Origin of the sequence: Mesorhizobium sp. WSM3879, from assembly GCF_002294915.1 — a bacterium.
In the GTDB taxonomy this organism is placed as follows: domain Bacteria; phylum Pseudomonadota; class Alphaproteobacteria; order Rhizobiales; family Rhizobiaceae; genus Mesorhizobium.
Genome location: NZ_NSFZ01000010.1, coordinates 193378 through 204996, shown reverse-complemented (window position 1 = coordinate 204996; position 11619 = coordinate 193378). Strand labels below are relative to the sequence as shown.

Below are 11619 nucleotides of genomic sequence, written 5' to 3'. Positions count from 1 at the left end.
CCGGACGACACCCGCCGAGTGCTCAAACTACTTCGCCAATGCAGGATACGACCGGAGATGACTTCATCCCGCTCTAGATCACCGCGGCAACGCTGCGCAGGACCGGCTGCAGCCTCACCATGCCGATGTCCTCGCGCTCGAAACGGCTGCCGACCTTGGTGAGCTTGGCCAGCACCTGCTCGCCCTCCTCCGGGCCGATCGGCGCGATGACGACGCCACCGCTCGACAATTGATCGAGCAGGAAGCGCGGCAGGCTTTCGAAGGCCGCCCAGGCGATGATGCGGTCGAACGGCCCTTCGTTGGGCAGGCCGTTGGAGCCGTCGGCCTGGCGTACGATGACATTGCTGATGCCGAGCGCCTCGAATCGCTGCTTTGCCTGCTCGGTCAAGGTCTTGTAGCGGTCGACGCTGACGACGCGCGCGGCAAGCCTGGACATCACGGCTGCCGTATAGCCGGACCCGGTGCCGATCTCGAGCACGCGGTTGCCCGGCTCGATGGCCAAAGCCGCAACCACCGCCGCCTGCAGGTCCGCGCCCTCGATCGCCTCGCCGCATTCGATCGGCAGCATGCCTTCCGACCAGGCGATCGAATGGAACTGCGCGGATAGGAAGCCGCGCCGCGGAGTCGCCTCGAAAGCAGCGACCAGTGCCTTCGGCGCCGTGCCCCTGCCGCGCAGCCGCAGCAGGAAAGCGGCGAAACCTTCACGGTCGTCGATAGCCATGGTCATGACAGCGCCTTGGTCAGCTGGTCGCGGAGTTCATGGGCGGTGAGGTCGAGCTGCAGCGGCGTCACCGACACCAGCCGGTTGCGCAGCGCGTAAAGATCGGTGCCCTTTTTGCCTTCGACCGGCTCCCGACCGAAGCGCAGCCAGTAATAAGGCAGACCGCGACCGTCGCGGCGCTCGTCGACCCAAAGGCTGTGCACGAGCTTGCCCTGCGCGGTGACGACCGTGCCCTCGATTTCGTCGGGTGCGCAGTTCGGGAAATTGACGTTGAGCAGCACGCCTTCCGGCAGCGGCGTTGCGATCAGCTTTTCGAGCAGCGCCGGCGCCAGCGCTTCGGTCGTCTCGTAAGGGACGACGCGGTCCTCGCCCAGATAGGAATAGGCTTGGCTGACCGCGATCGAACGGATACCGAGCAGCGCCCCCTCCATGGCGCCGGCAACCGTGCCCGAATAAGTAACGTCGTCGGCGATGTTGGCGCCGGAATTGACTCCCGAAAGGATGAGGTCAGGCGGCCCGGGGAGGATCTTTTTCGTGCCCATGATGACGCAGTCGGTCGGCGTGCCGCGCACGGCGAAATGCTTCTCGCCGACCTTCCTCAGCCTGAGCGGTTCCGAAATCGAAAGCGAATGCGCGTAGCCGGACTGGTCCTGCTCGGGCGCCACCACCCAGACATCATCCGAGAGCGTTCGGGCGATGCGCTCGAGCGACGCAAGGCCTTCGGCGTGGATGCCGTCATCATTGGTCAGCAGGATGCGCATGAACTCATTTCGATTCGATCTTGGCAAGACCACCCATGTAAGGCCGCAGCACTTCAGGAATGGTTACGCCGCCGTCCTCATTCTGGTAGTTTTCGATGACGGCGATGAGAGCGCGGCCGACCGCGGTGCCGGAGCCGTTCAACGTGTGCACGAACCGGTTGCCCTTGCCGTCCTTGTCCTTGTAGCGGGCATCCATGCGCCTCGCCTGGAAGTCGCCGCAGACCGAGCAGGACGAGATTTCGCGATAGGCGTTCTGGCCCGGCAGCCAGACCTCGATGTCGTAGGTCTTGCGTGCGCCAAAGCCCATGTCGCCGGTGCAGAGCGTCACCGTGCGGAACGGCAGGCCGAGCCGCTTCAGCACCTCCTCGGCGCATTGCGTCATGCGCTCATGCTCGGCGAGCGAGCTTTCCTGGTCGGTGATCGACACCAGCTCGACCTTGTAGAACTGGTGCTGGCGCAGCATGCCGCGCGTGTCGCGGCCGGCCGAGCCCGCTTCCGAGCGGAAGCACGGCGTCAGCGCCGTGTAGCGCAGCGGGAGCTTCTCATGCGGCGTGATCTCCTCGCGCACCAGATTGGTCAGCGGCACTTCCGCCGTAGGGATCAGGCCCAGCCGTCCGTCGCCATGCGGCGTGAAGAACAGGTCCAGTTCGAATTTCGGCAGCTGGTTGGTGCCGAAGAGAACCTCGTCGCGCACCATCAGCGGCGGCTGGATCTCCTCATAGCCGTGCTCTGTCGTGTGCAGGTCGATCATGAACTGGCCGAGCGCGCGCTCCATGCGCGCCAGTTGGCTCTTCAGCACCGTGAAGCGCGAGCCGGACAGCTTCGCCGCACGCTCGAAATCCATCATGCCGAGCGCTTCGCCGATCTCGAAATGCTCCTTCACCCAGTTCGGGCGGGTCGGCACATCGCCGACGACGCGCTTGACGACATTGTCGTGCTCGTCCTTGCCGACCGGCACGTCGTCGAGCGGCACGTTGGGCAGGACCGCAAGCGCGTCGTTCAGCGCCTGGTCGAGCTCGCGCTCGCGCGCCTCGCCGTTCTGGATGAACGCCTTGATCTCGCCGACCTCGGCCTTGAGCTTTTCAGCAAGCACGGCCTCGCCCGAGCGCATGGCATTGCCGATTTCCTTCGAAGCGGCATTGCGGCGCTCCTGCTTGACCTGCAATTCGCTGAGATGGGTGCGGCGCTCCTCGTCCCTGGCGATCAGATCCTCGACGGCGGACTGGGCGTCCTCAGCCGACCACGAGCGCTTCACCAGCGCTTCGATAAGGGCCTTCGGGTTGTCGCGAATCCATTTGATGTCAAGCATGGCTTTCCGTCCTCGAGTAAGGTTCGAGGGCGTAAACCGCATCCCTGATCGATGCAAGACAGCAGCAGCCGGCAGCCGTGTTTTTCAGGCCCGGGACCAGGTTTTAGCGCTAGGTTGACGGCGCGTCCGGCGTCTTTCCGGCGACAGCGCTGTCTGCCTCTTCCTGCCTGTCGCGCGCCAGACGGTCGCGCTCCCGGCTGCGCTCGATCAGGCGCGAAGTGAAGATCGCGACCTCGTAGAGCACGATGGTCGGAAGAGCGAGGCCGATCTGGCTCATCGGATCTGGCGGGGTCAACACCGCGGCGACGACGAAGGCAATGACGATCGCCCATTTGCGCTTCTCGGCCAGCGCCTGCGACGACAGAAGGCCGACGCGCGTCAGCAGGCTGGTCACCACCGGCAGCTGGAACACGAGGCCGAAGGAGAAGATCAGCGTCATGATCAGGCTGAGATATTCCGACACCTTCGGCAGCAAGGAGATCTGCACCTGGTCGTTGGTGCCGACCTGCTGCATGGCGAGGAAGAACCACATCACCATCGGGGTGAAGAAGAAATAGACCAGCGAGGCGCCCATCAGGAACAGGATGGGCGACGCAATCAGGAACGGCAGGAAGGCGCTGCGTTCGTTCTTGTAGAGACCCGGCGCGATGAATTTATAGATCTGCGTGGCGATCAGCGGGAAAGCGATGACCATGCCGCCGAACATGGCGAGCTTCACCTGGGTGAAGAAGAACTCCTGCGGCGCCGTGTAGATCAGCTCGACCTTGTGCGGGTCGAGCCCAGCCCATTGCGTCGCCCATTTGAACGGGACGACCAGAAGGTTGAACAGGCGCTTGGCGAAGAAGAAGCAGGCGAGGAAGGCGATGAAGAAGCCGCCCAGCGACCAGATCAGCCGCCGGCGCAGCTCGACAAGGTGCTCGATCAGCGGCGCCGAGGATTTCTCGATCTCTTCCCTCTCCTTGTCCGAGACGCTCACTTGGCGGCTCCTGCCGTCTTCTTGGCATCGGCGGCCTTTTTCACGGCCGGCTTCTTCGCCGCGGGGTTGGCCTGAACCTTGGGTGCCGCCTTCTTAGCAGGCGCTGCGGCCTTTGCGGGCGCCGGCGCAGATTTTGCCGGGGCTTTAGGCGCCGGAGCCTTGGCCGATGCGGCTTTCGCCGCTGCACCGGCGGCTTTCGTCTTCGACGCGGCCACTTTTTTCGCCGGCTGGGCGGACCCGGCGGTCTCCGCAATGGGCGTGGTCACGGAGGCCTCAGTCAAGGCCGGGGAGATCGGCGCAGCTGGCGGGGACATCGGCACAGCCGGGGCGACGTCGGTTCCGTTGATGCCCGGGATTTCCGTCGCGCCGTTCTTCAGCGGCTCGGCAGGCTGCGGGGTCGTTGCATCCGAGGGCGCCTGATCGGAAGCCGGCTTGGGCTTCATCATCGTATCGACGCCGGCCCGCACGTCGGCCGCCGCCTGCTCGAACGGATTGAGCTGCTTGCGGATTTCGTTCATCGGGCTGAGCCCACGAAGGCTGTCGACCGAGTCCTTGACATCGTCAAGCTCGGCTTCCTTCAGGGCGTCGTTGAACTGCTTCTGGAAGTCGCCCGCCATGGCGCGCAATTTGGCCGCGGTGCGGCCAAACGTGCGCAGCATGTTGGGCAAATCCTTCGGCCCGACGACCACGATCATGACGACCGCGATCACCAGCAGCTCGCTCCAGCCGACTTCGAACATGGCAATCTATTCCAACGAGAGCCTGTCGCCCAAAAACACGAAAGGGTTCTGGGACAACGACATGCTCAAAGCAACAACCGGACTCAGCTCTTGCTGACCTTTTCCTTGCCCGGCGATACGGTCTCGTCGGCGCGGTGCTCGACGGTCCGCTTGTCGTCGGTATCGTCCTCAGCCATGCCCTTCTTGAAGCTCTTGATGCCCTTGGCCATGTCGCCCATCAGCTCCGGCAGCTTGCCGCGGCCGAACAGGAGCAGCACGATGACCAGAACGATCAGCCAGTGCCATATCGATAGTGAACCCATAACAATCTCTCTCGAATGTTTTCCCTCGGCGATGATCTATGCGTTTTCGCTCGGGGATTCAAACACAACCGCAATGAAGTTGGTAAAATGGCTAGCGGATGTCACGCACTTTCGGCGTGAGCGCCTTGCTACGAATCCGCGCAGCCCCCGCTAATAGACCATTCGTATCGGTTTCGCACTCACTCTTCGGTGACGCGCGGCGTGAGCAATCCGAGCTCCTCGAGGTCGATATCCGTCAGCGCATCCTCGTCCTCGGCCAGCGCGTCCGGATCGGCCGGCGGCACAGGCATCGAGAAATTGGACGGCATGCGCGTCGAGAGCAATCCGGCGCCCTTCAGCTCTTCCATGCCGGGCAGGTCGCGGATCTCCTCCAGCGCGAAGTGATCGAGGAAAGCGTCGGTCGTGCCGTAGGTCACGGGACGGCCGGGCGTGCGGCGCCGGCCGCGCATCCTGACCCACTCCGTCTCCAGCAGCGTGTCCAGCGTGCCCTTCGAGGTCTCGACCCCCCTGATATCCTCGATCTCGGCGCGGGTGACCGGCTGATGATAGGCGATGATCGCCAGCACTTCGAGCGCCGCGCGCGAAAGCTTTCTCTGCTGGACCGAGTCCCGGCTCATCAGGAAAGCCAGGTCGCCGGCGGTGCGGAACGCCCAGGCGTCGCCGACCCGCACCAGGTTGACCCCGCGCTTGGCGTAGATTTCCTGCAGATCGGCCATTGCCGCCGCGATGTTGACGCCCTCGGGCAGGCGCGCCGCCAGTTGCCTTTCACTGACCGGCTCGGCACTGGCGAAGATGATCGCCTCGGCCATGCGGACTGCTTCCGACAATTGCAGCCGCTCGGCGGGGTTCTCGATAGAACCCTGCTCGGCCATCTCGGCTTCCGGTTCGACCTTGAACGGGATGACCGAAGCGTTGGCGCGTTCACTCATGATGCCACCTCGACTGCCTTGACCCCTTGTGCGCGGCCGCGCAGATAGATCGGCGCGAAGACCTGATCCTGCCGCACTTCCAGCTTGCCCTCGCGCACCATTTCGAGTGTCGCGGCGAACGAACTGGCGACTGCCGTGCGCCTTTCTTCCGGCGCCGCCAGATACTGGATCAGGAAGCTGTCGAGCGCCGTCCAGTCGCCAATCGTTCCGACCAGCCGTGCCAGCACGTCGCGTGCGTCCTTCAGCGACCATACGGCGCGTCTGGCGATCGTCACGTTGCTGATCGCCTGCCGCTGGCGCTGCTGCGCATAGGCGGTCAGCAGATCGTAGAGCGAGGCCGAATAGGCATTGCGCTTCTCGACGATCACCATTTCCGGCATGCCGCGCGCGAAGACGTCGCGGCCGAGCCGGTTGCGGTTGACCAGCCGCGCAGCGGCATCACGCATCGCCTCCAGCCGCTTCAGCCGGAATTGCAGCACCGCTGCCAGTTCCTCGCCGCTCTCGCCCTCTTCGCCCGGCTGTTTCGGGATCAACAGCTTCGACTTGAGGAAGGCAAGCCATGCCGCCATGACCAGATAGTCGGCCGCGAGCTCCAATCTCAGCGCCCTCACCTTCTCGATGAAGGCCAGATATTGCTCGGCGAGCGCCAGGATCGAGATGCGGGCGAGATCGACCTTCTGGTTGCGCGCCAGATGCAGCAGAAGATCGAGCGGGCCCTCGAAGCCGGCGACATCGACCACGAGCGACGGATCGCCGGTCAGACGTGACTCGTCGTTCTCGGCCCACAGACGGTCCATCGGTGCGGCCTTCGCGGCCTTGCTGTCCAATGTTTCCGCCACTTGCCTTGCTTTCCCTTCGGTTCAGGCCACCGCGTCGAAATAGGTGGCGAATTCCGCGCGTATGGTGCTTTCGTCCGCGACGTCGCGGTCCTTTATATAGGCCAGCGCCCGCTCCGCTCTCGCCAAGGACTTGCCTTCGAGCACCGTCGTACGCGACGCGATCCCCGACATTTCCTCGAAAACGCCGTTGCAGTGAAGGACGAGATCGCAGCCCGCCGCAAGGATCGCGGCCGCCTTTGTCGGGAAATCCCCAGAAAGTGCCTTCATCGAGGTGTCGTCGCTCATTAGGAGCCCGTCGAAGCCGATCTCGCCACGGATCACCTCGTTGACGACCTTGGCCGAGGTCGTCGCCGGATTGTCCGGGTCGATCGCGCTGTAGACGACATGCGCCGTCATCGCCATCGGCAGGTGGTTGAGCGCCTTGAACGGGGCGAAATCATGGTGCCGCAACTCGGCGAGGGGCGTGTCGACCGTCGGCAGCGCAAAATGCGTATCGGCAAAGGCGCGGCCGTGGCCGGGAATATGCTTCATGACCGGCAGGACGCCACCCGACATCAGGCCCTCGGCCGAAGCCCGGCCAAGCTCGATCACGGCATTGGGCTCCATACCATAGGCGCGCGCGCCGATGACATCGCTGGCGCCCGCAATGGGGACGTCGAGCACCGGCAGGCAGTCGGCGGTGATGCCGTGGCGCAGCAGATCGAAGGCGTGAAGCCGCGCGAGCAGCCACGCGGCGCGGCGGCCGGCCTCGCGATCGTCGCGCCAAAGCGCGCCGAGCGCTCCGCCTGCAGGATAGTTCGGCGCCAGCGGCGGCCGCAGGCGCTGCACCCTGCCGCCCTCCTGGTCGATGAAGACCGGGGCATCCGGGCGTCCGACGCTCTCGCGCATCGAGGCGACCAGGTCGCGGATCTGCTCGGTCTCGCCGACATTGCGCGCGAACAGGATGAAGCCCCAAGGACGTTCGTCGCCGTAGAAGCGGATTTCATCTTCGGTGAGGGATTTCCCGGCGCAGCCGAGGATCATGGATTTTGATTCGGTCATGAATCGAAGCTTAGAGCAATTCCAGGAAAAGTGTGTAACGGTTTTGCGGCCGGAATTGCGTAAAAACAAGGAGTTATGCGGGTTCTGCGTTTCTGCCGGCGCTGAACCGCTCTAAGATTTGCGAAAGCAGCAAAGGGACTGACCCTGACCGCTGCCGCATGAATGCCGATAGCCGTCCACAACGAAAAAGCCGGCGCGGCCTCGCGGCGGCGCCGGCTCTGAACGGTGCTAGATGATCAGCGTGACACGAAGCAGGTGCCGCCGGCCGCCTTGTAGTTGGTGCACAGATTGATCGCGTCGTTGCGCGACTGGGCCGGAACCCGGACGCGGTAGAAAGTGCCCTTGCCGGCGATCTGCGCCTTGACGATGTTGGCTGTGCGTCCGGCAAGCACGCTGCCGTAACGGCGCTGCAGGTCCTGGTAGGTGGACTGGGCGCTTTCAACCGTCGGCTGCGAAGCGATCTGCATCGACCACGAGCCGCCGCCTGCCGCCGCCGGATCGATGGAGGCGACCTGGTCGGGCTTGACCTCGCCCACGATATCGACCGGCTGATCGGACGGACGCGGCGGCGCCACCGGCACCTTCGCCGGCGTGTTGGCGGACTGGACCCTGGCTTCGGTCTTCGGCGCGGCGGCGGGCTTCACCGCTGCGGCATCGCTCTGGTCATCACCGCCCTGGTCGGCAGCCTGATCGGTTGCCGGCGTGACGGCGCCTGTCGGCTGGGCATCGCCCTGCCCGGCGGAAGCGACGTGCTGCGGCGCCGGATCGATCGGTTCGGTCGCCGCGACCTGCGGCGCGGGAGCCGGGTCGTCTCGCGGAACCAGCGAGCCGTCAGGCTTCACCATCATGGTCTTCACCTTGCGCGGCGCCACGGCGACGACATCGTTGTTGGTCCCCTTGTCTGCCTCCTGCAGAACCTGGGCGATGCGGTCTTCCGATTTCGGCGCCGGAGCGGCCTGCTGTGGGGTTGCGGGGGCGGCGGCCTGGGCGTCAGCCGGCGCTGGCGCTGCTGCGTCCGGTGCCGGCGCTGCGGCCTCCGGAGCCGGCGCGGCTTCGGCCGGTGCCGGCGCGGCTGCGGCCGGAGCTGCTGTGTCCGGAACCGGCGCTGCCGCGGCCGCATTGCCGGCTGAGTTGGTGCCAGGCGCGGCGTCGGTGTCGTCAGGCGAAAGGTCGACGATCCGGCTCTGCGGGGGTTCCTTCGACGCCACGTCGATAGGTTCCTCGGTGTTGGTCACCAGTTTCTGCTGCGCCGGTTCGGCGGGCTTGGCCGCCCCACCCTTGGCCACGGCGTCATAGACCTTGTTGTCTTGGTTCGGCACCACAGTGCCACCCGGATTTTGCGGCTTGACCTTGATCGGCGAATTGTCCGCCTTCACGATCACGGGCGCTTCGCTGCCGCCCTTGCCGCCAAAGGAGAAGGCGAGAGCGCCGAGACCGCCCGCGACCACAACGGCGCCGACGAGCGCGGCAAGCATCATGCCACGGCTTCGCGGCTTCGCGGCTTCGCGCTCGGCAAAGCCGGGCACAGTCATCGCCTCGTCGAGCTCAGGATCGTAGTCAAGTTCGTCGACGGCGAAGTCGTCCGCCTGCGAGACCGGCCGGCTGCCGGGCAAATCGTCTGCATCGAGTTGGCTTGCAGCTGCGGAATGGGACAGGGTCGCCGGTGCAGCGGCCGTCTCGGCGCGCAACTCGCGGCGGTCGTAGCCGGTCTTGAATCCGGCATTGAGGGAGTCGTCCTCATAGCCCCGGCTCTGCACAGGCGCCTGAGCGATCTCGGTTGCGTTCATCTCGCTAAGCAGGCCGGCAAACTCGGCATCGAGATCGTCATAGGCAGGCGCCGCAGGCTGATCCTCCTCGAAGCTGAGCTCCGGAATGTCGAGGTCGTCGGCCAACGCCACCACGCGCTCCGGCACGTCGACCGTCTCGACATCGGGCATTTCCTCCTGATGGCGAGACTGCGGCGCCGCGGCTGGCTTGGCGTAAGCGGAATAGTCCTTCGCCGGCTCCGCACGATAGGCAGGCGTCGGCATCTGCGGCGCCGGGGCCGGCGTGGCGTAACCGGCATAGTCCTTCGCCGGCTCCGCACGATAGGCAGGCGTCGGCATCTGCGGCGCCGGCTTGGCGTATGCGGAATAATCCTTCACCGGTTCGTAGGCAGGGGCCGCGGTTTGCGGCGCCGTAGCCGCAGGCTGCGTGGCATAAGAGGCGTGCACCGGCGCTGCGACCGGGGTCACGCGGCTCCACGACTTTGGCGGTTCGGCAGGCGCGACCGGCGCGTCCATCTCGATGCCCTTGGCGAAGGCGGCGTCGAAAGCCTCGTCATCGAAATCTATGCTGGGTTCGGCATCCTGTTCGGAAGCCGCGCCTTCGAAGCCCTGCCGGTCGAGTTCGCCGGCGAGCAGCCTATCGAGATCGGCATCGGCGGACTGAGCGGTCTGCGTGCCGTAGGCGGGCTCGTTGCGTGCGTCGAGGTCCCAATCGAGCTCATCGGCCACGCCAGCCTTCTGGTCGGTGTCGCCAGCCGGCTGAACGACCGACCGCGGTTCCGATGCGGCGGCCGGAACAGGAGCAACCGGGACCGGCGCAACCGGAATCGGCCGCGCCGTCATGGCGCCAAGCAGCGCATTGAGTTCGTCTTCCAGGCTGCGCTCGCCTGCGGCCGGCTTAGCCGGCTCGACTGCCGCAACCGGCGGAACCGGTGCCGATACAGAAGGAGCAGGCTCCGCGATTGACGGCTCCGCCGCGGCGACGGGCTCGGCAGCCGGCGCTTCCGGTTCCCCGAACGGCACGTTGTCGAAATTGAGTTCGAAATCGTCTCCGAAGACCTCTTCAGCCGCAGCCTCGTGACCGGCGACCGGTTCAGGATCGACAGCCGGGCCTTCCGGCTCCTCGGCAAGCGCGTCACGGAAGCTGAGCTCGAAATCGTCTTCGAAGACCTGATCGGCTACAGCTCCGTGATCGGGTTGGGGATCGAAGGCGGGCTCGGGATCGGCGGCGAAATGCTCGGCCTCGACAGGCGCCTCGAGGGCCGGCGATGGCTCGTCATCGACCGACAGTTCCTGCTCCAGGATCAGGTGCTGCGGCTGATCGATATCCATGGCGATATCAGCCGTCACCTGCTCAAATTGGGCCTGATCAGATTGGGCATGATCGAAATGGGCCTGATCAAATGCGGCCTGATCGGACCGGCTCTCGTAATCTTCGGCGGCGATCGGCTGGTCGACAGCGGCGTGAGCCTCGATCGGCTGCACGTCGGCGCCTTCGGGCTGCTCGATATCACGGTCATCGAAGGCCAACTCGTCCTCGAGCGACATCTGGACCGCAGTGTCGAAATCAGCGTCGAACGCCGTCTCGTCCGCAGGCGCAAGGACAGCAGGCTCGACAGCCGCAGGCTCGGCGGCCGCGGCGGCGCTCTCGTCCGTGTCAGGCTGGTCGTCGATCCAGAAGCCCTCATCCAGGGAGGCCGCCATTTCCTGATCGACGGAAAGGTCGTCCTGCACGGGCGAGACTTCCAACGAACGCGCGACCGCCTTGTCGGAATCATCGTCGAATGCCGTGTCCGCGGCCGGCTCCGGCGCAGGGGGCGTGGCAACAGCGGGCGTGGCAAAATGGGCGTGATCCGCCGCATCGTCAAAGACGAAATCCCGTTCGAGGGAAGCGGCGAGCTCGTCGTCGCTGAGAGTGGCAGCCCAGTAGGCCGGCACAGCCTGGGCAGCCTGCTGCGCCACCGGCTCGCTTTCCTCGGCAATGTCGAAGTCGCCCATCAGCTCCTTTTCGAGGTCGATGTCGAAGTCGGCCCCATCGGCAGCTTGGTTCGCGGACGCAGCCTTTGCGGCCGCCGGCGACTGCGGCCTGACCGGCTGACGCGGATCGAAACCCATGATGCGGGTCAGTTCGGCGAACGGATCGTCGTCGGCGATGTGATTGCTTGCGGCTACTTTCAGCTGGGTTCTGTCTGCCATTATTGTTCCCGAACTCGCACACAGTCGGACGCCATGGAC

General features: G+C 65.2%; 10 protein-coding genes. All 10 read right to left on the bottom strand.

What is annotated here, in order from left to right; translation table 11 throughout:
• Positions 1-73: 73 nt before the first annotated feature.
• The 10 genes from CK218_RS22425 to CK218_RS22380 all read right to left on the bottom strand — a co-directional run bounded on the left by CK218_RS22425 (position 74) and on the right by CK218_RS22380 (position 11580).
• A complete protein-coding gene (locus tag CK218_RS22425) occupies positions 74-727 on the bottom strand; it encodes a protein-L-isoaspartate(D-aspartate) O-methyltransferase (protein ID WP_066999999.1) in 654 nt (217 codons plus the stop codon).
• Positions 724-1482: a 5'/3'-nucleotidase SurE gene (surE, locus tag CK218_RS22420; protein ID WP_067329562.1), complete on the bottom strand. Its 759-nt coding sequence runs from the start codon at positions 1480-1482 to the stop codon at positions 724-726. Before surE ends, CK218_RS22425 begins: the two co-directional genes overlap by 4 nt.
• A 4-nt stretch (positions 1483-1486) precedes the next feature.
• Positions 1487-2791, bottom strand: coding sequence for a serine--tRNA ligase (serS, locus tag CK218_RS22415; protein ID WP_066999993.1), 1305 nt, complete (start codon positions 2789-2791; stop codon positions 1487-1489).
• A 109-nt stretch (positions 2792-2900) separates the two neighbouring features.
• Positions 2901-3767 (bottom strand): twin-arginine translocase subunit TatC, encoded by an 867-nt coding sequence (gene tatC / locus CK218_RS22410; protein WP_066999990.1) that lies wholly within the window; start codon positions 3765-3767, stop codon positions 2901-2903.
• Positions 3764-4507, bottom strand: coding sequence for a Sec-independent protein translocase protein TatB (gene tatB, locus CK218_RS22405; RefSeq protein ID WP_095828919.1), 744 nt, complete (start codon positions 4505-4507; stop codon positions 3764-3766). The genes tatC and tatB overlap by 4 nt, the downstream gene beginning before the upstream one ends.
• A gap of 83 nt (positions 4508-4590) precedes the next feature.
• A complete protein-coding gene (locus tag CK218_RS22400) occupies positions 4591-4809 on the bottom strand; it encodes a twin-arginine translocase TatA/TatE family subunit (protein WP_066999984.1) in 219 nt (72 codons plus the stop codon).
• Positions 4810-4988: 179 nt separating this feature from the next.
• Positions 4989-5738 carry an SMC-Scp complex subunit ScpB gene (gene scpB / locus CK218_RS22395; RefSeq protein ID WP_066999981.1) on the bottom strand — a complete coding sequence of 250 codons (750 nt, stop codon included), beginning with the start codon at positions 5736-5738 and terminating at the stop codon, positions 4989-4991.
• A complete protein-coding gene (locus CK218_RS22390; protein WP_067000872.1) occupies positions 5735-6535 on the bottom strand; it encodes a ScpA family protein in 801 nt (266 codons plus the stop codon). Before CK218_RS22390 ends, scpB begins: the two co-directional genes overlap by 4 nt.
• Before the next feature lie 63 nt (positions 6536-6598).
• A complete protein-coding gene (nagZ, locus tag CK218_RS22385; protein WP_095828918.1) occupies positions 6599-7618 on the bottom strand; it encodes a beta-N-acetylhexosaminidase in 1020 nt (339 codons plus the stop codon).
• Positions 7619-7854: 236 nt separating this feature from the next.
• Complete coding sequence (locus tag CK218_RS22380; protein WP_095828917.1) at positions 7855-11580, bottom strand: SPOR domain-containing protein; 3726 nt, start codon at positions 11578-11580, stop codon at positions 7855-7857.
• Between the last annotated feature and the right edge of the window lie 39 nt (positions 11581-11619).

Bases quoted from the DNA above. Each gene is read 5' to 3' on its own strand.
- CK218_RS22425 (WP_066999999.1), bottom strand. From the start codon at position 727: ATGACCATGGCTATCGACGACCGTGAAGGTTTCGCCGCTTTCCTGCTG.
- surE (WP_067329562.1), bottom strand. From the start codon at position 1,482: ATGCGCATCCTGCTGACCAATGATGACGGCATCCACGCCGAAGGCCTT.
- serS (WP_066999993.1), bottom strand. From the start codon at position 2,791: ATGCTTGACATCAAATGGATTCGCGACAACCCGAAGGCCCTTATCGAA.
- tatB (WP_095828919.1), bottom strand. From the start codon at position 4,507: ATGTTCGAAGTCGGCTGGAGCGAGCTGCTGGTGATCGCGGTCGTCATG.
- CK218_RS22400 (WP_066999984.1), bottom strand. From the start codon at position 4,809: ATGGGTTCACTATCGATATGGCACTGGCTGATCGTTCTGGTCATCGTG.
- scpB (WP_066999981.1), bottom strand. From the start codon at position 5,738: ATGAGTGAACGCGCCAACGCTTCGGTCATCCCGTTCAAGGTCGAACCG.
- CK218_RS22390 (WP_067000872.1), bottom strand. From the start codon at position 6,535: ATGGACCGTCTGTGGGCCGAGAACGACGAGTCACGTCTGACCGGCGAT.
- nagZ (WP_095828918.1), bottom strand. From the start codon at position 7,618: ATGACCGAATCAAAATCCATGATCCTCGGCTGCGCCGGGAAATCCCTC.
- CK218_RS22380 (WP_095828917.1), bottom strand. From the start codon at position 11,580: ATGGCAGACAGAACCCAGCTGAAAGTAGCCGCAAGCAATCACATCGCC.